This is a genomic window from Actinosynnema sp. NPDC037264 (assembly GCF_055603705.1).
On the sequence record NZ_JBVJVK010000050.1, the window covers coordinates 28346 to 50538 of the forward strand.

Sequence of the window (22193 nt, forward strand, 5' to 3'; positions counted from 1 at the left end):
CCGGATGGCGCTCGAACGCGAAGGGCCCGGCACGCGCGACGTGCCGGGCCCTTCGACGTCCAACTCGGTGTCGGGAACCGTGCACGGCCCGGTCGCACAGATCGGCGTCGTGCACGGCGACGTGAACCTGGTGACCGGCGCCCCGGTGAAGACCAGGTACCGGGAGCAGGTGCGGCGGATCGCGCCGCCGAAGTTGATCGGTCGTGAGGCCGAGCTGGCCGACCTGGCCTCGTTCAGCACGTCCTCTCCCACTCCCTACCGCTGGTGGCGTGCGCCGGCGTGGTCGGGCAAGTCGGCGCTGATGTCGACGTTCGTGCTGAGCCCACCGCCAGGCGTCCGCGTGGTGTCGTTCTTCATCACCGCCCGCCTGGCCGCCCAGAACGACCGCAACGCGTTCATCGACAACGTGTTGGAGCAGCTGGTCACGATCCTCGGGCAGGACCTGCCGCCGCTGCTGACCGAGTCGACCCGCGAGGCCCACCTGCTCGGCCTGCTGACCGAGGCCGCCGAGGCGTGCCGTGACCGCGGCGAGCACCTCGTGCTGCTGGTGGACGGCCTCGACGAGGACCGCGGCGTGACGACCGGCCCGGACGCCCACAGCATCGCGGCGCTGCTGCCGGTCGCCCCGCCGGCGGGCCTGCGGGTGGTCGTCGCCGGCCGCCCGAACCCGCCGATCCCGAGCGACGTCCCCGACCACCACCCGCTGCGCGACCCGGACGTCGTCCGGCCGCTGACCACGTCACCGGCCGCGCAGGCCGAACGCGCCGACATGGAACGCGAGCTCAAGCGCCTGCTGCACGGCTCGCCGACCGAGCAGGACCTGCTCGGCCTGCTCACCGCGGCGGGCGGCGGCCTCACCGCGGCCGACCTGGCGGAGCTGACGGGCTGGTCGGAGTGGGACGTGGACGACCACTTGCGGGCGGTGACGGGCCGCAGCTTCAGCAGGCGCAACGCCCACTACGCGCCGGACCGGTCACCGGACGTCTACCTCCTCGGCCATGAGGACCTGCACGTGAAAGCCATCGACATGCTCGGCCCCGGCCGCATGCGCGAGTACCGCGACCGCATCCACGACTGGGTCCGGACCTACCGCGACCGGCAGTGGCCCGCCGAGACACCGGAGTACCTGCTCCGGGGCTACTTCGCGATGCTGACCGCCGCCGGTGACCTGGACTCGATGATTCGGTGCTGCACAGACCCCAACCGGCACGACCGCATGCTGGAGCTGTCCGGTGGCGACGGTGCGGCGCTGGCCGAGCTCGCCGCCACGCAGCAGGTCGTGCTGGCCGCCGAGGAGCCGGACCTGGTCACGATGAGCAAGCTGGCCGTGCACCGCGACCACCTCACCGGCCGCAACAAGTGGCTTCCCCGCGACCTGCCCTCGCTCTGGGCAGGCATCGGTCACGTCGACCGGGCCGAGGCGCTCGCGACCTCGTTCAGCGAAGGCAACCAACGTGACCGCGCGTTGCGGACGACCGTCGAAGCGGTGATCCGACTCGGTGATCTGGACCGCGCCGTCGACCTGGCCTCGGCCATCAGTGGGATCGACTACTACGGTGACGCTTTGGAGTCGATCATCAAGGCGGCCGTGGAAGGTGGCGACCTCGATCAGGCCCGAACGCTGGTCGCACGGGCCGAAGGGACCTTCCGGCTGGTGAAGGACGCCTATCGGCAAGGCAGGGCGATGGCGGCTCTGTCCCGGTCGATGATCCGTCTCGGAGATCACCTCGGCGCCGAACGGCTGGCCGCGTCGATCGCGGACCGCCGGTTCCGCGGCGAAGCGCTCCGTGCCGTGGTCGAGTCCGAGCGGGGTGACCTGGCGCGGGCGACCGACCTGGCCCGCTCGATCGAGGACACCCGCAGCCGTGGTCAAGCTCTGCAAGCCGTGGTCGAGGTCGAGGTCGACGACCTCGATCGTGCGCAGGCCCTGGCGTTGTCGATCACCGACTCTGCGGCTCAAGGGCGGGTGCTGGACACGGTGGTCCGCCGCCTGGTCGAGCGTGGCGAACTCCAGCGTGCTTCAGCCGCGGCGCACCAGATCGTGGACACCGCGCGACGCGGCTACTCCCTGGTCCGCGTGGCCGGGGCGGTGTCCGGGCACGTCTTGGCCGGTCAGGTGTTCGACTTGGTCCTGTCGACCGCGCGGTCGACCACCGACGCCACCGCCCCGGGTCAGTCGCTCACCACCGCGGTGCGCGAGGTGATCCGCACCGATGACCCGGAAGAAGAGGCCGACTTCCTCACCCGCACGGGCAGCCTGGGCACCGAGGTGGCCGCCATGCACCAGGGCCGCGTGCTGCTCGCAGCGGTCTACGCGGCCATCACAGCCGGCGACCTCGACCGCGCCGACGCGCTGGCCGACAGCATCACCGAGGTTCGGCACCGCAGCCGGGCGTTGCACGCCCTGACTGAAGCGACGCTCGGCCTCGGGGCCGCCGACCGGGCCGCCGGGTACCTCGACCGGGTCGAGGCGCTCGTCGAGTTCACCGGTCACCCGATCCGCTACAGCCAGGCGTTGGCGTGGGCGCTGCGCGCAGCGATCGCCGCCGACGACCGGGATCGGGTCGAACGGCTCTTCGCGCGGGCCGAGACCGCCGCCCGCGCCCTGCCGGACGCGAGCGCACAGAGCTGGGCGCTGCACGCGGTGGTCCAGGCCGGGATCGCGGTCGGTGAGGTCGACCGGGTACGGCGCCTGGCCGGTTCGATCATCGACGCCGACTCCCGGGACCGAGCGTTCGTCCTGGTGACGCGGGCCCTGGTCGACAGCGACCTCGACCAGGCCGAGGCGCTCGCCGAGTCGATCTCGACACCCGGGTACCGGGGCTGGGCGCTCGCCGCCGTCATCAGGGCAGCGACCGGGCGCGGCGACGTGAAGACGGCGCGGCGGGCGCTTCACCAGGCCACCGCCGTCGCGCGACGCGCCGCCGACGCCACCCGTCAGAGCCGGGTGCTGGCCGCGTTGATCGACGAAGTGGTCCGAACCGGCGACATCGGGCAGGCCGAGGCCATGGCGGACTCCATCGCTGAGCCGGGCAGCCGCAGCAAAGTGCTGGCCACCCTGTCCACCGCCACGCGTCAAAACGATCCCGAACGCGCCGACGTGCTGCTCGACAAGGCCAAGGCCGCCGCGTTGGGCATCACGAACCTCTTCGGACGCGACGACGCGATTTCCGCTCTCGTCCGGCACCTCGGCGCGGCGGGTCGGGGCGCCGAAGCGGAAGCGCTCGCCTACTCGGTGATCGAGCCCATCTTCCGCAGCGGGGCACTCGGGCGAACATCGGACACGTACCGCCTGCGAACTCGACGACACGGTTCGGCGGAGCCGGAGCAGGACAACCAGACGGCCGCGTCACGGGTCCACGCTGCGGCGGCCGACGGCGACTTCGAACGCGCCGAGGAACTGGCCCTCTCCATCCCGGACCCGGACTACCGCAGCCACCTGCTGGAGTCGCTCGTGCGGGACGTGATCCTCGACGGTGACCTGGAGCGGGCGGCGGGCCTTGTCGCCCGAATCCCCCAGCCGGCACGTCAGCGGTTCGCGGTCGCCAACGTGGTCCGCGCGGCGATCGCCACCGGGGACCTCGACCGGGCGGCGGAACTCGTCGCCGGTTGGGAGGCCGACCACCGGGAGACAGCGGCCGAGTTGACCGTCGAGATCGCGATCGCGTCCGGCGACCTCGACCGGGCCGAGACGCTGGCCGGCTCCATCACCACGCGCTACTCCCGCGACGACATGACCGGCCGGGTGGCGGATGCCGCCATCAGAGCCGGTGACCTCGACCGGGCCGAGGCGATCGTCCTCTCGCTGATCGAGTCTGGGCGCTCCAGCCGGCAGATCACAAAGGTGATCACCGCGATGGTGGCCGCAGGCAACCTCGACCGGGCGGAGCTGTTGCTGGACCGTGCCGAGGCCGCGGCCCGTTCGGCGAGCGAGGCGCATGCCGAAGCGACAGCGCTCGTGGCGGTGACCGAAGCCGTCATAGCGTTCGGCGACCACGACCGGGCGCACCAACTCGCCTGGTCGATCGCGGATCCGTGGTGGCGTGGCGACGCACTCGCCGCCGTCGCCTCGGCGTTGCTCAAGTCGGGCGACCCGGACCGCGCGGGTGCCCTCGTCGACTCGATTACCACAGCCGACGAGCCGACCAGGGCGTTGCACCTGGTCGACGCCGTCGAACCAGGGCCAGGGCGACGCCTGCTGGCCCGCGTCCTCGCGTCCGAGGGACGGGTGTTGGACTGGACGTCGAGCATCCGCGCCCTCTGCCGGATGGTCCCGGAAGCGCTCCCGGCGATCCTGGGCGAACTCGCCGTCATCGAGCGGGCGAGTGGCCCGGCCTAGTGCCGGATCGGCGCGTTGGCAACCCCGATTAGGCCCCGTCCCGAGAGTCGGCCTACACTGGCCAGGTTGCCTCGGCGAGGGCGAGCATCACGCTCGGCGTGATCGACGCGGCGGTTGTGATGCCGCGCGTGTTCACCCTCCGCGCCGCCCGCCGCCGCAGGCCAACCCCCGCTTCGCCCCGCCCGACGTACCCGCCGACGTTTACCAGGCCAGACCGTTAGGAGAGCCCCACCGTGTCCGAGGTCCGTCTCGCCGCAGAGCAGCGCACCGAGTTCGGCAAGGGCGCCGCCCGCCGCACCCGCCGCGCCGGCAAGATCCCCGCGGTGCTCTACGGCCACGGTTCCGACCCGAAGCACCTGGCCCTGCCGGCGCTCGAGTTCGCCCGTGTTGTCCGCGAGCACGGTCACAACGCAGTTCTCACGCTGGACATCGAGTCCTCCACCGAGCTGGCGCTGACCAAGACCGTCACCACGCACCCCATCAAGAACTACATCGAGCACGTCGACCTGCTGCTCGTGCAGCGGGGCGAGAAGGTCACCGTCGAGGTGCCGATCGTCCTCACGGGCGACGCCGCCGCGGCGACCCTGCTCACGCAGGACCTCACCACCATCCAGGTGGAGGCCGACGCGCTCAACATCCCCGAGCAGGTCGAGTACTCCATCGCGGGCCTGGCCGCGGGCACCCAGGTGCACGCCTCCGACCTGGTCCTGCCGGCCGGCACCACGCTGGTGACCGACGGCGAGGCGATGGTCCTCGCGGTGAACGCCGCGCCGACCGCCGCCGAGCTGGACGGCGACACCGGTGAGGGCACCGAGCCCGAGGCCACCGAAGAAGGCTGAGCCCATCACGTCGGGCAACTCGAACGGCACGCCTCCCCCGCCGCACGGCTGGGGCGGCGTGCCGTTCCCGTTTCTGAGCCCGGCGCAGGTGCGCGCCACCCGGTTCCCCCGCAAGAGGGGCAAGGGCTACGACCCGGCGCAGGTCGACGCGTTCGTGCTGCGCATCGCCGACGCGCTGGCCGGACGCGTGCCGCTGCACCCCGACCAGGTGCGCACGATCGCGTTCACCGAGATCGCCGGCGGGTACGACCAGCGGACCGTGGACGACTTCCTGGCCGCGTGCGAGCACCAGCTCCGGTCCGGCCACGTGCCGCCGACCACGTTGCAGACCGGCGAGGCGGTGCTGGCGGTGAAGCTGCCGCGCGCGCCGAACGGCTACGATCGCGGCGAAGTCGACGCGTTCCTCGGCCGGGCCGCCGCGGCGCTGGACGGGCGGGGGCGGATGACCTCCAGCGAGGTGCGCCACACCAGGTTCACCACCACGTCCGGGCTGCGGCGGGGCTACCAGGTCCGCGCGGTGGACGCCCTGTTGGACGAGCTTGAGCAGGAGTTGCGGTTCCGTGGTCGATGACGTCGCCCTGGTCGTCGGGCTGGGCAACTCCGGCCCCAAGTACGAGGGCAACCGGCACAACGTCGGCTTCCTCGTGCTGGACGAGCTGGCCGCGCGCGTGGGCGGGAAGTTCAAGGCCCACAAGGGCGGCGCCGAGGTCCTCGAGGGCCGGTTGGCCGGCCGCCGGGTCGTGCTGGCGAAGCCGCGCGGCTACATGAACACCTCCGGCGGTCCGGTGGCGGGCACGGCGAACTTCTACAAGGCGCCGCCGTCGTCGATCATCGTCGTGCACGACGAGCTGGACCTGCCGTTCGGCGTGGTGCGGCTCAAGCTCGGCGGCGGCGAGAACGGGCACAACGGGCTGCGGTCGATCACGAAGTCGTTGGGCACCAAGGACTACCACCGGGTGCGGTTCGGGGTGGACCGGCCGCCGGGCCGGATGGACCCCGCCGACTACGTGCTGCGCGACTTCTCGCTGGTGGAGCGCAAGCAGCTGGCGCTGGAGCTGGACCGGGCGGCGGACGCCGTGGAGGCGCTGCTGGAGCTGGGGCTGGAAGCCGCCCAGAATAAATTCCACTGAGCACAAGTTCCGCCGGGAACGAGGTCAGGCGCGGCCGAAGCGGGCGAGCAGGTGCCAGACCTTCTTCAGGTCCTGCTGGTCGTAGCGGTCGCGGGCGTCGCCGATGACCTTCGGCGTCAGCACGCCGTCCACCGCGACCGCCACGCCCAACTCGACGTACTCGGGGCCCCGGAAGTCCGGGTGGCGGCGCAGTTCGTCCACGGGCAGCCGGAACCCGGTGTGCCACTCGACCGCGCACGGCAGGCGGTAGGCCGCCTCCTCCACCTCCGTGCCCCGGTAGCTCGGGTCGAGCACGAGCGCCTCCGCGTCGGCCTCCAGCGACACGGGACCGTGCACGTGGGCCTCGACGTAGTCGTCCAGCGGGTCGCGGCGGTCGGCCCGCGCGAGCTCGATCAACGCCATCCGGTCGGCCGTGCCGAACGTCTCCGGCTCCAGCACGCTGTCCGGGTAGCAGAACGTGGTCCGGTCCACCACGTCCCGGGTCAGCCGCAAGTGCGACGACCCGAACCGCGGTGACGCGCCGTACGGGCTGAGGCGGAAGTTCAGCCCGCCGTACACCGGCCTCTCGTGCGGCGACGCGTCGTCGTAGGCGCCGCCGAACATCCGGCTCTCCCACCGCCACCGGTCACCACCGGCGAACGCGGTCAGGCCGCCGTTGCCGGTGCCCGTGACGAACTGCGAGACGTAACGCCCCGTGTCCGCGAGGGCGGCGACCACTCGTTCGGGGTGGAAGTTGAGGGTGACGCGCAGGGCGCGGTCGAGCGGTGTGCCGGTCGACCGCGCCCTCACGTGCCTCAGAGCGCGCTCCGCCGGCGACATCACACGGTGGGCACCAGGCCCGCGGCGGCGGAACGGCGCAGCTTGCCGGACGGCGTCTTGGGCAGGCTGCCGGGCTTGAGCACGACCACCGAGAACGGCCGCAGCCCGACCGCGTCCACGACCCGCGCGCTGATCTCCTTGCTCAACGCCCGCACCGCGTCGTCCTCACCGGCCAGCTTCGACTCGACCACCACGGCGAACCGCTCCCGCCGCGTGCCCGCGTCCAGCCGCACGGCCACCGCGTTGCCCGCGCGCACGCCCTCCACGGCGGTCGCGGCGCGCTCGATGTCCGTGGGGTAGATGTTGCGCCCACCCATGATGATCACGTCCTTGCGCCGCCCGCAGACGACGACCTGGCCGTCCACCACGTACCCCTCGTCGCCGGTGTCCAGCCAGCCCTCGGCGTCCTGGGTGTCCCTCGGGCCGTCCACGGTGAGGTAGCCGGGCGTCACGGCCTCGCCGCGCACCCGCAGCTGACCGACCTCGCGCTCGCCGAGCAGCTTGCCCTGCTCGTCCACGACCTGCACCTCCAGGCCCGGCAGCGGCGGCCCGAGCAGCGGGAACGCCCGCGCGTTGGGGCTGTCCGGCGGCACCGGCACGGCGCGGTGGCCCGCCTCCAGCTCCTCCGGGTCGACCACGTCGACCGAGAGCCCGGTGAACACCGGCGCGAACGCCACGCCCAGCGTCGTCTCCGCCATGCCGTACGCGCACAGCACGCACTCGGGCCGCAGCCCGAACCGCGCGCCCTCGTCGGTGAACATCTTCACCGCGGCCGGGTCGATGGGCTCGGCGCCGTTGAGCGCGATCCGCAGCCTGGACAGGTCGAACGCACCGTCGTCCACGCCCCTCATTCGGCGGGCGGCGATGGCGTAGGCGAAGTTCGGGGCGGCCGTGATGGTGCCCTGGTAGCGGCTGATCAGGTCCGGCCACAGGGTGGGCCGGCCGAGGAAGTCGACCGGCGTGACCTTGACCAGGTCGATGCCGAACAGCATGGGCACGGTCAGGAAGCCGACCATCCCCATGTCGTGGAACAGCGGCAGCCAGGAGACCATCCGGTCGGTCTCCGGGTCGAGCTCGGCGGCGACCTCCATCGCCTTGGCGTTGGACCACAGGTTGCCGTGCGTGATGCGGACGGCCTTCGGGTCGGCCGTGGAGCCGCTGGTCAGCTGGAGCAGCGCGGGCAGGTCCTCGTCGACCTCGACGGGCGCGGCCAGCGGCTCGCCGTCCAGCTCGGCCAGCCTGCGGTAGGAGACGCCGTGCTCGTCCAGCACGCCCGACAGCGCGTCGAACGGCGCGCCGAGCAGCACCAGCTTCGCGCCGATCATGGTGAGCACGCGCAACGTGTCACCGGCCCACTCGGCGAGGTCGGTGCGCGCCGTCGGCTGGTGCAGCATGGTCGTGCTGCCGCCGGCCAGCCACACCGCCTGCACGGCGGGCGCGATCTCGGCCGGGTCGCCCGCCAGGACGGCGATGGACTCGCCGCGCGCGACCCCCTCCGCCACGAGCGCGCCGGCCATGCGGGTCGCCTGCTGGTGCACCTCCGCCCACGACCTGCGGACCGGAGCGTTCGGCTCCCCCGTGGTCATGCCCCGCGCCCGTCCTCCGGCGCCCGTAGCGGTTGCCACCATCGTGTCCACGAACCGGCTCATGCCCGTCAGGGTAGAGCGATCTTCCGGCGCATTGAGCCGATAGGGCGAAACATCGGGTGCGTCGTCCGGCGATACTCCCCGGTACACCACACGAAGGAGGTAATGGGGTGGCCGGGTTCGACGCTCGCCAGCACATGCCGGCACATCCGGCGCCGCTGTTGGGCGCGCGGGATCTGCGGCAGGTCGCCTTCCACCGCCCCCCGCCCGGTCAGCCCGGGTACGACGAGGGTCAGGTGGACGCCTTCCTGGACCGCATCGAGGCAACGCTGCTCGGTCGGGACGACGTGACCGAGCAGGACGTGCGCGAGGTGCGGTTCAGACCCTCGCGGCCCGGCTACTACGCGGCCGAGGTCGACGCGTTCATGGACCTGGCGGCCGAGACGCTCGGCTCGACGCCGCAGCGGCGCCAGGCCACCGCTCCCGCGCAGGGCGCGCACGCCACGTCGACCGGGATGCGCCCGGCGGCCCGGCTGACGCCGCAGGACGTGCGCGGCGTGCGGTTCCACAAGCCCAGACCGGGGAACCGGGGCTACCACGAGGGCGAGATCGACGCGTTCCTCGACCGGATCGAGAACACCCTGGCGGGTCGCGACCACCTGACCGCCCGGGAGGTGCAGGACTTCGAGTTCAGCTACGCCCCTCCAGGTCAGGTGGGGTACGACGAGGACGACGTGGACACGTTCCTCGACCTCGTCGTGGTGACCTTGGAGCGAATGCCCGCACCACTTTTCCCCGTACCTCCTTCTCCCCTCACCTCCCCCGCCGCCCTCGCGCCACCCTCCTCACCCCTGCCCCCTCCCGCGCCCCCGGTGCGACCCCGTCCCGGCCCCGGCACGCGCCCGTTGACCGCTCGTGACGTCCGCACCGCCGCCTTCGGCAAGCCGCCGCGCGGCCGGCGTGGTTACCAGGAGTCGCAGGTCGACAAGTTCCTCGACCGGATCGAGAACACCCTGCTCGGGCAGGACGACCTGACCGCGCGCGAGGTCCGCGAGGTCCGCTTCAGCCGGCCCATGTTCGGCCGGCGCGGGTACGACGAGACCGAGGTGGACGCGTTCCTGGCCCGGGTGGAGAAGCAGCTGGGCGAGGGACCGCCGCGCCCGAGCGCCATCCCGCCGATCACGTCGTGGAAGCAGCTGCGGTCGATCAAGATCCCGTTGGCGGGGCCGGCGCAGCGCGGGTACCGGACGTCCCAGGTGGACCGGGTGCTGGAGGAGGTCGGCATCGCGCTCGACGGCATGCTCGGCGCGTCGTCGGCGGAGGTGGCGACGACGAAGTTCGCCACCGCGTTGATCGCGGGTCAGGGCTACGACTGCGCTTACGTGGACGAGCTGATGCCGCTGCTCGTCACCGAGCTCCGCCGCCGCGGCCGCTGACCCTCGCGTGTCGAACGCTCAGGACCCCCGAGTTCGCCGTTCAGGGTGGTCCTGAGCGTTGAACTCGGGGGTCCTGGAGTTTCAGGACTCGCGGGTCAGGCTTCGGCGGACTCGGCGGCGGACAGCCACTGGGCTTCGACGTCCTCCGCCTCGGCCAGGACGGCCTTCAGCTCGGCGTCCAGGGCCAGCAGGCGTTCGGGGTCGGTGGCCGCCTCGGCCAGCGCCGCGTGCAGCTGGGTCTCCTTCTTCTGCAACGCCTCCAGCCGCCGTTCCAGGCGGGACAGCTCCTTGCGCGCCGCGCGCTGGTCCGCCGCCGACGACGGCGCGGACGCGGGCTTCGCGCTCGGCACGACGGCGGCTTCCTTCTGCTTGTCCCGCCGCCGCAGGTACTCCTCGATCCCGCCCGGCAGGTCGGTCAGCCCGCCGTCGCCGAACAGCGCCACCACCTGGTCGCACACCCGTTCCACCAGGTAGCGGTCGTGCGAGATCACCACCAGCGTGCCCGGCCACGAGTCCAGCAGGTCCTCGAGCTGCTGCAGCGTGTCGATGTCCAGGTCGTTGGTCGGCTCGTCGAGCAGCAGCACGTTCGGCTCGGCCATCAGCAGCCGGCACAGCTGCAACCGCCGCCGCTCACCGCCGGACAGGTCGCCCACCGGCGTCCACTGCTTCTGCGACGAGAACCCGAACCGCTCCGCCAGCTGCGACGCCGACATCTCCTGCTTGCCCAGCACGACCCGCCGCGCGACCTCCTCCACGGCCTCCAGCACCCGCATCGACCCGTCCAGGTCGTGCAGCTCCTGGCTGAGGTGCGCGAGCTTCACCGTCTGCCCCTGGACGCGCTTGCCGCCCTCCAGCTCGCGCTCACCGGCCAACGCCCGCAGCAACGTCGTCTTGCCCGACCCGTTCACCCCGACGATCCCGACCCGGTCGCCCGGCCCGATCCGCCACGTCAGGTCGCGCACCAGCACCCGGTCGGGCACGGTCAGCGTCGCGTCCTCCAGCTCCAGCACGGTGCGCCCGAGCCGCCGCTTGGCGAACGCGAGCAGCTCCACCGAGTCGCGCGGCGGCGGCACGTCGGAGATCAACGCCTCGGCGGCGTCGATGCGGTAGCGGGGCTTGGACGTGCGGGCGGGCGCGCCGCGGCGCAGCCACGCCAGCTCCTTGCGGGCCAGGTTGCGGCGCTTCTCCTCGATCGTGTCGGCCAGTCGGGCGCGTTCGGCACGGGCGAAGATCCAGTCCGCGTAGCCGCCCTCGTACTGCTCGACCTTCCCGTTCACGACCTCCCACGTGCGGCTGCACACCGTGTCCAGGAACCACCGGTCGTGGGTCACCACGACGAGTGCCGTGCGCCGGGCCAGCAGGTGCTCCGCCAGCCACCGCACGCCCTCGACGTCGAGGTGGTTGGTCGGCTCGTCCAGCACGACCAGGTCGAGGTCCTGCACGAGGGCCGCCGCCAGCGCCACCCGGCGTCGCTCGCCACCGGACATCGTGGCGACCGGCGAGTCCAGCCCGAACCCGGTGATGCCGATCCCGTCGAGGATCGACCGCACGCGCGCGTCGGAGGCCCACTCGTGCTCGGAGTCGAACCCGAGCGGGTCGATCACGGCGTTGCGCACCGTCGACCCCTCGGGCAGCTCGGTGCGCTGCGTGACCACCGCCATCCGCAGCCCGCGGTTCTGGCTGACCCGTCCCTCGTCCGGCGGGGCGAGCCCGGCCAGCACCTCCAGCAGCGTCGTCTTGCCGCCGCCGTTGAGGCCGACGACCCCGATGCGGTCGCCTTCGCCGACGCCGAGGGACACGCCGTCGAGCAACGGACGCACGCCGAACGACTTGGAGACGTTCTCCAAGTTGACCAAGTTGGCCATGTACCAGCACCTTCATCGAGAACGGGGTGACAACGCAGTACGCCAGCCTAGCTATCGCGCCGGTGACGACGGCCCGCCCCGGCTCGACGCACCGGCCACGACCGAACCAGGGAGTCCGATGTCACAGCTCAGCAGGGTCGTCGGCGCGTTCGCCGTCCTGTCAGCCGCAGGATGCGGCACCGCGGCCACTCCACCTGCGACGACCACCACCACGACCTCGACCTCGACCTCGGTGACCACCACCTCGACCTCCACCGCGGTGACCGAGCCACCTCCGACCGTGACACAGGCCGCGAGGATGTGCACGGTGCCGGACGTGGTCGGCATGGTCCACCAGACCGCCCAGGACACCATGCAGTCCGCCGGCCTGTACCGGCTGCGCGAGCAGGACGCGACCGGTCAGGGGCGCCTGCTGGTGGTGGACCGCAACTGGACCACCACCGCGCAGAGCGTCGCCGCCGGTCAGGTGGTCGACTGCGACACCGAGGTCACGCTGTCGGCGAAGAAGGCGGGCGAGTAGGTCACGCGTGCACTTCGGGCGGGATCGGCCGGGGCGCTTCCTCGGTGCCGATGACGCGCGCGCCGTGCACCGGCCCTTGCGCCACGCGCACCGTCCGGCAGACCCCCGCGCCCGCCAGCTCGGCCGCCACCCGCACCGCCGAGTCGCCGTCCGTGCAGAGGAACGCGCAGGTCGGGCCCGAGCCGGACACCATGCCGGCCAACGCGCCCGCGTTCACGCCCGCGCGCAGCGTGCGGCGCAGGTTGGGGCGCAGCGACACGGCGGCGGCCTGCAGGTCGTTGCCGAGCAGGAGCGCGAGCTGGCGCGGGTCGCCGGAGGACAGGCCTTCGAGCACGGCTTCCGCCTCGCCTACGCGGGGCGGGTCGCCGTCCGCGCGCAGCCGGTCCAGCTCGTCGAACACCTCGGGCGTGGACAGGCCCCGCCGGTCGAACGCCAGCACCCAGTGGAACGTGTGGCGGGACAGCACGGGCACGATCCGGTCGCCGCGGTCCGTGCCGAGGGCCGTGCCGCCGTAGATGGCGAACGGGACGTCCGCGCCGATCTTGCCCGCGAGGCCGGCCAGCTCGTCCCGGCTGATCTCCAGCCGCCACAGCGAGGCCAGCCCGACGAGCGTCGCCGCCGCGTCCGCGCTGCCGCCCGCCATGCCGCCGGCGACCGGGATGGACTTGCGGATGACGACGCGGACCTTCGGGTCGTCGGGGTCGCGGCCGACGTGCTCGGCCAGCACCCGCACCGCCCGCCACGCCAGGTTGGACGCGCCGGTGGGCACCGAGTCGGCGCCTTCGCCGTGCACCTCGACACCGGGGTCCTCGGCGATGGCGACGGTCACCTCGTCGGTCAGCGACAAGGCCTGGAAGATCGTCACCAGGTCGTGGTAGCCGTCCTCGCGGGAGTCGCCTACGGCCAGGTGCAGGTTGACCTTGGCCGGGACGCGGACGGTGACCGGGGGTGGGACGACAGCGAGCACGCCATGAAGCGTACGGGCGTTTCCGGGTTGCCCGCTCCTACCAACCTCTGACCTGCGACGGAACACTCGCCTCCCGCTCACGCACCCGCGTGCCCACCAACTCCCCCTCACGCAGCCGCACGCCCACCCAACCGTCACGCACTCCCGCTCACGCACCCGCTTGCCTACACAAAGGAAGGGCTTCGTGTCATCCCGCCGACCTGGCGCAGCCCTACCGCACGTGTCAAGGGGGGCACCGTCCAGCGATACCCACGGCCTGAACCGATGCCGCCCCCCTTGACACGTGTGGTAGCCCTTCGGGAGGTCGGTGGGATGACACGAAACCCGGACCAACAACGGACCCGGCACAAAACCACCCACCGCCGTCATCCTGCTGATCTGCCCGTCCGGCGAGGACACTCTTTTCGTCCTCCAGGACTCTCCGGCCGTCCTCCAGGACTCTCCGCCCGTCCGGCGAGGACACTCTTTTCGTCCTTCAGGACTCTCCGCTCAGACGGCAGGACCCTCAGACCGCGAGGACCGAGCCCGAGAACGTCTCCTTGATGTAGTCCTTGACCTGCTGCGACTGGAGCAGGGCGAGCAGGTCCTTCACGCGCGGGTCGTCCTTGAGGTCGGTTCGGGTGACCAGGCCGTTCGCGTTGGGGTTGCCCTCGGCCTTCTCCAGCGCCAGCGCGTCGGACGCGGGGTTCAGGCCGGCGTCGATGGCGTAGTTGCCGTTCACCACGGACGCGTCGGTGTCGTCCAGCGAACGCGGCAGCTGCGCGGCCTCCAGCTCGACGAACTCCAGCCCGCGCGGGTTCTCCGCGACGTCCCGGACGGTCGCCGTCTTCTCCGCGCCCGGCGTGATCTTGATCAGCCCGTTGTCCTGCAGCAGCTTCAGGCCGCGCGCCTCGTTGGTCGCGTCGTTCGCCACGGCCACGCGGGCGCCGGACGGCAGGTCGGCCAGCGACTTGTGCTTCTTCGAGTACACGCCGAGCGGCTCCAGGTGGACCGGCCCGATCCACTCGAGCGGCGCGCCGCTCTCCGCCTTGAACGTGTCCAGGTACGGCACGGTCTGGAAGTAGTTCGCGTCCAGCGACCCGTCCACCAGCGCCGTGTTCGGCTGCACGTAGTCGGTGAACTCGACGACCTCGATCTTCAGGCCCTTCGACGCGGCGAGGTTGTCCGCCACGTACCGCAGGACCTGGGCGTGCGGGACCGGGCTCACGCCGACCTTGAGCGGCGCGTTCGGGTCGGACGCGGCGCCGGTGTCGCCACTACCGCAGCCCACCGCGGTCAGCAGCACGGCCAGCAGGGCAGCACGAATACGCATTTCATTCCTTAGGTGAGGAGAAAAACGATCAGACGGACGCGGTGCGGCGGCGGTCGACGCCGCGGGCCACGCGGTTGGTGGTGAACTGGATCGCGGTGGCGATGACCGCCAGCACGACGACCGTGCTCCACAGGTAGCGGTCGTTGAACCGCTGGTAGCCCATGCGCACGGCGAGGTCGCCGAGCCCTCCGCCGCCGACCACGCCGGCCATCGCCGAGTAGCCCAGCAGCGCGATCGCGGTCACGCCGATGGCGTTGACCAGCGCGGGCAACGACTCGCGGAGCAGCACGCTGCGCACGATCCGCACCGTGGACGACCCGGTGGTGACGGCGGCCTCGACCACCGACACGTGCACCTCGGCCAGCACGTTCTGCACCAGCCTGCCGACGAACGGGATCGCGCCCACGGCGAGCGGCACGATGGCCGCCGTCGGTCCGATGGTGCTGCCGAGCAGCAGCCTGGTCAGCGAGGTGAGCACCACCAGCAGGACCAGGAACGGCATGGAGCGGCCCAGGTCCACGACGAACCCGAGCACCTTGTGCAGCACCGGCCGGGGCCTCAGCCCACCGGGTGCGGTGAGCTGAAGCCAGATGCCGACAGGTGCTCCGAGCAGAACGGCGATCAGGGTGGAGACGACCACCATGTACAACGTCTCGCCGGTGGCGACCAGCAGGTCGTCGAACACGATGGACCAGGGTGTTGCGGACCTCACGCAGCTACTCCCTGAGGACCCGACAGGGTCCGGCGCACCGAGCCGCCCGCTTCCGAGATCCACTCCAGCGCCGAGTCGGCGCGCTCGCCCTTCAGGCCGACCCGGAACCGGGCCACCGGGGTCTCGCCGAGCCTGGTCAGGCCGCCGCCGAGCAGGTTGAGCTCCACGCCGAACCGGCCGGTGGCCTCGGGCAGCAGCGCGCCCACGGCGGCGAAGCCGATCAGCACGACGTCCGCGACCCGGTCGAACGCGGACTCCGCCGCCGGGTTCTGGTCCACGGCGGGCAGCAGCGACGCGGCCGTGCGGCTCGCGGCGTCCGACACCAGGTCGAGCACCTTGCCGTGCTCCACCACGCGGCCGTCCTCCAGCACCGCGACGGCGTCGCAGATCTTCCGGACCACGCCCATGTCGTGCGTGACCACGAGGACCGTCACGCCGAGCTCGGCGCGCGCCCGGTCCAGCACGGCGAGCACCGAGCCGGTGGTCTCGGGGTCCAGCGCGGACGTCGGCTCGTCGGCCAGCAGCACGGACGGCGACGCGGCGAGCGCCCGCGCGACCGCGATCCGCTGGCGCTGGCCGCCGGAGAGCTGGTCGGGGTAGGAGCCCGCCTTGTCGGTCAGCCCCACCAGGTCCAGCAGCTCGGCGACGCGGGTGCGGCGCTGCGGCCCGGCCACGCCCGCGGCTTCCAGCGGCAGCGCGACGTTGCCCGCGGCGGTGCGCTGGCGCAGCAGGGAATCCCCTTGCGGCACCACGCCGATCTGCCGGCGGGCGGCGCGCAGCGCGGTGCCGTCGAGCGAGACGAGGTCGGTGCCGTCGACGCGGATCGCGCCGCTGTCGGGCCGCTCCAGGAGCGCGACGCACCGGGCCAGGGTGGACTTGCCCGCCCCGCTGGGGCCGACGACGCCGAGCACGGTGCCCGCGGCGACGTCCAGGTTCACGCCGTCCAGCGCGCGAACCTGCCCGGTACTCCCGGGGAAGGTCTTGGTGAGGTTCTCGACAGTGATCACGTTTTCGCTCCACGACGGCATGCGGCAGCGCACGCCCGGGGCGTGCGTGACCGACGGCTCAGCTCGGAAAGGTGTCCTGGGTGAAGGACGCGGGGATTCGAGGCGCCTGCGGCTGCTCAGCGGCTGCGACAGGCGGACGACGTGCGGCGACCGTGGTCGACCACCCGCCGGCGGGTGAGCATTCGCATCCTGGGCACGTGATTCCTCCATCGTTCCTGGCGGAAGCACCTGCCCCCGTGGAGGGGTGGTTGCTGCGGCGTCGTGGAGCCAGGTCTCTCGGCCGCTCGGGATGGCACCACGAGTAGACCCGACCGGGCCCGGCTGACGCAAGTCCGAACCAGGATCGTCCGGCAAATCACACTTTCGGCCGAAAGATCAACGACTAGCGGGCGGACGCGGCCTCGGCTATCCGGATGAAGTCGCCGACGGCCAGTTGTTCGCCGCGCGCCGAGGGGTCCACGCCCGCCTCGACGAGCAGCCGGTGCGCCTCGGCGGCCGAGCCTGCCCAGCCCGACAGCGCGCCGCGCAGCATCTTGCGGCGTTGCGCGAAGGCCGCGTCCACCAAGGCGAACAGCCGCTTCTGGTCCACAGTGGACAGCTGCTCGTGCCGGTCGAACGCGACCAGCGCCGAGTCCACGTTCGGCACGGGCCAGAACACCGAGCGCGGCACGGGACCGGCCCGGCGGGCGTCCGCGTACCAGGCGAGCTTCACGCTGGGCACGCCGTAGACCTTGCTGCCGGGACCGGCGGCCATCCGGTCGGCCACCTCCGACTGCACCATCACCAGGCCCGTGCGCAACGACGGCAGCACGGCCAGCAGGTGCAGCACCACGGGCACGGCCACGTTGTACGGCAGGTTCGCCACCAGGGCGGTCGGCGCGACCGGGAGCTGCTCCGGGGTGACGCGCATCGCGTCGGCGTGCACGACGGACAGCCGGTCGGCCAGCTCAGCGGCCCGCTCCGCCACCGTGACCGGCAGGCGGTCGGCCAGCACGCCGTCGATCTCCACGGCCACCAGCGCGCGACAGGAGGGCAGCAACGCCAACGTGAGCGAGCCCAGGCCGGGCCCGACCTCGAGCACCACGTCGTCCGGGCGCAGGTCGGCCGCCGCCACGATGCGCCGCACCGTGTTCGGGTCGTGCACGAAGTTCTGCCCCAGCTTCTTCGTGGGGCGGATGTCCAGTTCGGCGGCCAGCCGACGCACGTCGGCCGGCCCGAGGAGGTGGCTCCCCGAACCGGCCGACGTCGAGTCCTGTGTCACCGGCACATTGTTACGGCAAGCCGAGCTTCTGCTGGCAGTGGGGCCACGCCGAGTAGCCGCCGCGCGCGTCGCGGAGCTTGGTGGCGATGGCGATCTGCTGCTCGCGGGTCGCCTGGTGCGGGTACGCGGCGTACTGGCTGCCGCCGTAGGCGTCCCAGGTGCCCTTGTTGAACTGCAGGCCGCCGTAGTAGCCGTTGCCGGTGTTGATGGCCCAGTTGCCGGTCGCCTCGCACTGCGCCAGCGCGTCCCACACCGCACCGTCGGGCGGGAGCTTGGTGCCGACCTTGACCTTCTTCGGCTTCGGCTCCTTGGTGACCTTCGCGCCCAGCTTCTCCCGGCCGACCTCCTGGCCGTTCTTGACCGTGACGCGGTAGGTGACGATCTGCTCGCCGGCCTCGCCCGGGTCCAGGACCTCTTTCTGGCCCTTCATCATCGTGTCGTCCTTGACCTCCTCGACGGGCGGCTGGATGGCCTCCGTCGCGTTGATCACCGACACGCCGGTGCGCGTGATGTGGACCTCGGCGCCGTTGGTGACGCGCAGGTCGACCGCCGTCTCGAGCTTGTCCTCGGGGCCGAGCGAGAGGTTCTCGTTCTTCAGCAGCTCGTCGACGGTCACGGCCGTCGTCTGAATCTGCCGGGGCGCGTTGCCGCCGTCGTAGAGCGTGATGGTCTTGAGGCTCTTGACCTCGAGCGACAGGCCGTCGAGCGGGACGTCCATGTTGCGGTCGTGGGAGAGCCAGGCGCCCTCGTCGTTCACCTGCAACTGGTCCAGCGCCTCGTCCACGGTGACCGAGCGGACCCAGCCCTCGCGCTGCTCGCCGTCGACCGTCATCTTCACCAGGCGGCCGCGGTCCAGCGAGATCTTCCCGCCGTCGCTCACCTTGGCCTGGGGTGACGGGCTCAGCGCGTCGTGCTCGCCGATCGCGATGCCCTCGTCGGCGAGGATCTCGCCGACGGTCGACTCGTACGTGCGGACGGTGGTGGCCTCGCCGTCGACGTCGACCGTGACGGACTTGTCCATCGCGATCGCGGTGGCGCCGCCGCCGGAGATGGTGACCAGCACGGTGAGGACCGCGGCCTTCAGGAAGCGCCGCTTCCACTTCCCCGCGGCTTCGACCAGTGCGGCGGGCGGGGCGCTCGGCCGCTCGGCGGCCAGGCTGCCCGCGACCCGGTCCTGGGAGACCTCGTCGGGGATGATGATCGGTGGCAGGAGCGTGGTCTCGGCGTTGATCAGCCGGATCAGCTCGTCGACGTCGACGTTCGCGCTCTCCAGCAGCGCGTCGGCGTCCGGTCCCAGCACTTCCAGCACGTCGTCCGGGGTGATGGTGAACACCGCGGTGTCCCATTCGGACGGCGGCCCGGGTCTGTCCAGGACGTCGACACCGGTCGCGGGTGTCGACTGCACGGGCGTAAACCAGTCGGTGTCCTCGTTGAACGAGTTCACGGGTTGCCATACCTCCTGAAGGCGCGAAGTCCGGCGACGCGCACGGTCGATGTCGGTGGTCAGCTGGTGATCTCCGGCAACTCCCGTGCGTTCTCGGCTTCTCGCTTCTGGTGTCAACGTGACCCGCCCCGACTGCGGGTGCGCCCCGAATCACGACTCGGGGCACGGTCACGGGACCGTAACGGGTTCACGGGGGTTGTGCCAACACCCCGACAACCCTTGTGAGTTCAGTCACTCCGTTAGGGGAGCAAGTCTGTCCGCCATTCGTCGTAAGGAGGACTACGACCTCACCGCGTCACGAAGACCGAAGACGCGTTCGGCGTTTCGGGTGATCTTCGTGGCCAACTCACCCAGGTCGGTCTCACGCAGCGTCGCCATGTCCCGGAGCGTGTAGTTCGCGCAATACGGCTCGTTCGGGCGACCTCGGTACGGGTGGGGCGTGAGGAACGGCGCGTCCGTCTCGACGAGCACGTGGTCCTCCGGCACCCACAGTGCGGCTTCCCGCAGGGCGTGGGCGTTGCGGAACGTCGTGGTGCCCGCGAACGAGAGCACGAACCCGCGCTCCACGCACGCGCGCGCGAAGGAGAGGTCACCGGAGAAGCAGTGGAAGACCACGGTGGCCGGCGCGCCCTCGGCGTCGAGCACCTCGAGGATGTCGTCGTGCGCGTCCCGGTCGTGGATCATCAGCGGCTTGCCGACCCGCTTGGCCAGGTCGATGTGCCAGCGGAAGGCCTCGTGCTGCGCGGCTTTCGGCGCGTAGTCCCAGTAGTAGTCCAGCCCGGTCTCGCCGATCGCGACGACCCTGGGCCGGGCGGCGAGCCGTTCCAGCTCCGCCTGCTCGACCTCGCCGAACGTCGACGTGCGCGTGGGGTGCAGGGCGACCGCGGCGAACACCCGGTCGTCCCACGTGGCGGCTTCGGCGGCCCAGCGGGCGGCGTCGAGGTCGTCGGCCACCGTGATCACGCGGTCCACGCCCGCCCGGACGGCCCGGTCGAGCACCTCGCGCACCTGCTCGGGCGTCTTCGCCCCGCACGCGTCGAGGTGGGTGTGGGCGTCGACCACCGGCGCCGGAAGGGCTTCCGGGACCGGTGGCCGTTCGCCTCGGCGTTTCGTCACTTCGCGATCGGGGCCCACTCGGGGCCGGTCTCACCCAGTTCGGGGTCGAGCTTCGCGAACAGCGGCGCGGGCTTGGCCAGCGGCCTGCCCACCTCGATGGGGGTGGACGCCCACGTCGCCCGCTCGCCCGCGTAGTCGCCGGTCAGCACCGGGTACTCGCGGTCGGGCACGTCCAGGTCGGGCACGTCGGTCAGCTCGGGCTGGGCCGCCCACACGCCCGTGCCGCCCAGCGCCTCGTGCACCTTCTGCGCCGAGTGCGGCAGGAACGGCGTCAGCAGGGTGTTGGCGTCCTGCACGACCTGCAACGCGGTGTGCAGCACGGTGTCGCGGCGCTCCGGGTCGTCCTTGAGCTTCCACGGCTCCTGGTCGGACAGGTAGCGGTTGGCCGCGCCGACCACCTTCATCGCCTCGGTGGACGCCTGCTTGAAGCGGGAGCGGCGCAGGTTCGAGCCCACCACGTCGAACGCCTTGCGGGACAGCTCCAGCAGCTCGTGGTCGGCCTGGGTCGGGCTGGTCGGCTTCGGGATCGCGCCCACGTTCTTGTGCGCCATCGAGATCGACCGGTTGACCAGGTTGCCCCACTCGTTGGCCAGCTCGAAGTTCGTCCGGCGGACGAACTCGTCCCAGGTGAAGTCGGCGTCCTGGTTCTCGGGGCCGGCCACGGAGATGAAGTAGCGCAGCGCGTCCGGCCCGAACTCCTTGAGGAAGTCCGTGACGTAGATCACCGTGCCGCGGGAGGTGGAGAACTTCGAGCCGCTCATGGTCAGGAACTCGCTGGAGACCACCTCGGTGGGCAGGTTCAGCGTGCCGAACGAGCCGGGCTCGCCGCCCTTCGCGCCCTGGCCGTTCTGCCCGAGCAGCAGGGAGGGCCAGATCAGCGAGTGGAAGACGATGTTGTCCTTGCCCATGAAGTAGTAGCCCTGGGCGTCGCCGGTCCAGAACTCCTTCCAGGCGTCGTCGTCCCCGCTGCGGCGGGCCCACTCGACGGACGCGCTGAGGTAGCCGATGACGGCGTCGAACCACACGTAGAAGCGCTTCATCGGCTGCTCGCGCCAGCCGTCGAGCGGGATGGGGATGCCCCAGTCCAGGTCGCGGGTGATGGCGCGGGGGCGCAGGTCGCCGATGAGGTTCTGGCTGAACTTGAGCACGTTCGGCCGCCACTCGGTGCGGGTCTGCAGCCAGCCGCCGAGCGCGTCGATGAACTGCGGCAGGTCGAGGAACAGGTGCTCGGTCTCGACGAACTTCGGCGTCTCGCCGTTGATGCGCGAGCGCGGGTTCTTCAGGTCGACGGGGTCGAGCTGGTTGCCGCAGTTGTCGCACTGGTCGCCGCGGGCGCCGTCGTAGCCGCAGATCGGGCAGGTGCCCTCGATGTAGCGGTCGGGCAGGGTGCGGCCGGTGGACGGGCTGATCGCGCCCATCTCGGTCTTCGGGACGACGTAGCCGTTGCGCCAGAGGGCCAGGAACAGCTCCTGGACCACCTTGTAGTGGTTGCCGGTGGTGGTCCGGGTGAACAGGTCGTAGGACAGGCCGAGGCCGTGCAGGTCGTTCGCGATCACGCGGTGGTACTTGTCCACGAGCTCGCGGGTGGACATGCCCTCCTTCTCGGCCTGCACCGAGATGGGTGTGCCGTGCTCGTCCGAGCCGGAGACCATCAGCACCCGGTTGCCCGACATGCGCATGTAGCGGGAGAACACGTCGGAGGGGACACCGAAACCGGAGACGTGACCGATGTGGCGGGGGCCGTTGGCGTAGGGCCACGCCACCGCGGTCAGCACGGAGGCACTCATGGGCCAAGCCTACGGAGCCGCTTCCAGCGGGTTTCCGCGGGTTGGGCAGTGCC

17 protein-coding genes and 1 riboswitch are annotated in these 22193 nt (G+C 71.7%); of the genes, 6 read left to right on the forward strand and 11 right to left on the reverse strand.

Annotation, left to right across the window (positions count from 1 at the left end; translation table 11 throughout):
- Window positions 1-4: 4 nt before the first annotated feature.
- The 4 genes from ACZ7GX_RS35275 (at window position 5) to pth (ending at window position 6308) form a co-directional block, all read left to right on the forward strand.
- Window positions 5-4339 carry a hypothetical protein gene (locus ACZ7GX_RS35275; protein ID WP_498783282.1) on the forward strand — a complete coding sequence of 1445 codons (4335 nt, stop codon included), beginning with the start codon at window positions 5-7 and terminating at the stop codon, window positions 4337-4339.
- Window positions 4340-4572: 233 nt separating this feature from the next.
- Window positions 4573-5178, forward strand: a complete 606-nt coding sequence (locus ACZ7GX_RS35280) for a 50S ribosomal protein L25/general stress protein Ctc (protein WP_498783284.1) — start codon at window positions 4573-4575, stop codon at window positions 5176-5178.
- On the forward strand, window positions 5141-5749 hold the full coding sequence (locus ACZ7GX_RS35285) for a DivIVA domain-containing protein (RefSeq protein WP_498783286.1): 609 nt from the start codon (window positions 5141-5143) through the stop codon (window positions 5747-5749). Before ACZ7GX_RS35280 ends, ACZ7GX_RS35285 begins: the two co-directional genes overlap by 38 nt.
- Window positions 5739-6308, forward strand: a complete 570-nt coding sequence (pth, locus tag ACZ7GX_RS35290) for an aminoacyl-tRNA hydrolase (protein ID WP_498783288.1) — start codon at window positions 5739-5741, stop codon at window positions 6306-6308. Before ACZ7GX_RS35285 ends, pth begins: the two co-directional genes overlap by 11 nt.
- 24 nt (window positions 6309-6332) lie before the next feature.
- On the opposite strand, the gene ACZ7GX_RS35295 is transcribed toward pth, so the two are convergent.
- Together ACZ7GX_RS35295 and ACZ7GX_RS35300 are read right to left on the reverse strand one after the other, a co-directional pair.
- The gene (locus tag ACZ7GX_RS35295) at window positions 6333-7127 is read right to left on the reverse strand and encodes a DUF3626 domain-containing protein (protein ID WP_498783290.1); all 795 of its coding nucleotides are present in this window, start codon (window positions 7125-7127) and stop codon (window positions 6333-6335) included.
- Window positions 7127-8776: a fatty acyl-AMP ligase gene (locus ACZ7GX_RS35300; protein WP_498783292.1), complete on the reverse strand. Its 1650-nt coding sequence runs from the start codon at window positions 8774-8776 to the stop codon at window positions 7127-7129. The genes ACZ7GX_RS35295 and ACZ7GX_RS35300 overlap by 1 nt, the downstream gene beginning before the upstream one ends.
- 107 nt (window positions 8777-8883) lie before the next feature.
- On the opposite strand from ACZ7GX_RS35300, the gene ACZ7GX_RS35305 reads away from it, so the two are divergent.
- Window positions 8884-10149 (forward strand): DivIVA domain-containing protein, encoded by a 1266-nt coding sequence (locus tag ACZ7GX_RS35305; RefSeq protein WP_498783293.1) that lies wholly within the window; start codon window positions 8884-8886, stop codon window positions 10147-10149.
- A 95-nt stretch (window positions 10150-10244) separates the two neighbouring features.
- Here ACZ7GX_RS35305 and ACZ7GX_RS35310 read toward each other — a convergent pair whose 3' ends face one another.
- Entirely contained in the window at window positions 10245-12014 is a 1770-nt protein-coding gene (locus ACZ7GX_RS35310) for an ABC-F family ATP-binding cassette domain-containing protein (protein WP_498783295.1), read from the reverse strand.
- Window positions 12015-12132: 118 nt separating this feature from the next.
- On the opposite strand from ACZ7GX_RS35310, the gene ACZ7GX_RS35315 reads away from it, so the two are divergent.
- The gene (locus ACZ7GX_RS35315; protein WP_498783297.1) at window positions 12133-12534 is read left to right on the forward strand and encodes a PASTA domain-containing protein; all 402 of its coding nucleotides are present in this window, start codon (window positions 12133-12135) and stop codon (window positions 12532-12534) included.
- Window position 12535: 1 nt separating this feature from the next.
- Here the strand turns inward: ACZ7GX_RS35315 and ACZ7GX_RS35320 are convergent, their stop codons facing one another.
- From ACZ7GX_RS35320 to metG, 8 genes are all read right to left on the reverse strand, one after another.
- Complete coding sequence (locus tag ACZ7GX_RS35320; RefSeq protein ID WP_498783299.1) at window positions 12536-13501, reverse strand: 4-(cytidine 5'-diphospho)-2-C-methyl-D-erythritol kinase; 966 nt, start codon at window positions 13499-13501, stop codon at window positions 12536-12538.
- A gap of 505 nt (window positions 13502-14006) precedes the next feature.
- Complete coding sequence (locus tag ACZ7GX_RS35325) at window positions 14007-14813, reverse strand: MetQ/NlpA family ABC transporter substrate-binding protein (RefSeq protein ID WP_498783301.1); 807 nt, start codon at window positions 14811-14813, stop codon at window positions 14007-14009.
- 28 nt (window positions 14814-14841) lie between these two features.
- Entirely contained in the window at window positions 14842-15525 is a 684-nt protein-coding gene (locus ACZ7GX_RS35330) for a methionine ABC transporter permease (RefSeq protein WP_498783303.1), read from the reverse strand.
- On the reverse strand, window positions 15522-16532 hold the full coding sequence (locus ACZ7GX_RS35335; RefSeq protein ID WP_498783305.1) for a methionine ABC transporter ATP-binding protein: 1011 nt from the start codon (window positions 16530-16532) through the stop codon (window positions 15522-15524). Before ACZ7GX_RS35335 ends, ACZ7GX_RS35330 begins: the two co-directional genes overlap by 4 nt.
- Before the next feature lie 203 nt (window positions 16533-16735).
- Window positions 16736-16828, reverse strand: a riboswitch (SAM riboswitch).
- Window positions 16829-16914: 86 nt separating this feature from the next.
- The gene (rsmA, locus tag ACZ7GX_RS35340; RefSeq protein WP_498783307.1) at window positions 16915-17793 is read right to left on the reverse strand and encodes a 16S rRNA (adenine(1518)-N(6)/adenine(1519)-N(6))-dimethyltransferase RsmA; all 879 of its coding nucleotides are present in this window, start codon (window positions 17791-17793) and stop codon (window positions 16915-16917) included.
- Window positions 17794-17803: 10 nt separating this feature from the next.
- Window positions 17804-19237 carry a resuscitation-promoting factor gene (locus ACZ7GX_RS35345; RefSeq protein WP_498783309.1) on the reverse strand — a complete coding sequence of 478 codons (1434 nt, stop codon included), beginning with the start codon at window positions 19235-19237 and terminating at the stop codon, window positions 17804-17806.
- A gap of 279 nt (window positions 19238-19516) precedes the next feature.
- Complete coding sequence (locus tag ACZ7GX_RS35350; protein WP_498783311.1) at window positions 19517-20353, reverse strand: TatD family hydrolase; 837 nt, start codon at window positions 20351-20353, stop codon at window positions 19517-19519.
- Complete coding sequence (gene metG, locus ACZ7GX_RS35355) at window positions 20350-22140, reverse strand: methionine--tRNA ligase (protein ID WP_498783313.1); 1791 nt, start codon at window positions 22138-22140, stop codon at window positions 20350-20352. The genes ACZ7GX_RS35350 and metG overlap by 4 nt, the downstream gene beginning before the upstream one ends.
- Window positions 22141-22193: the final 53 nt, after the last annotated feature.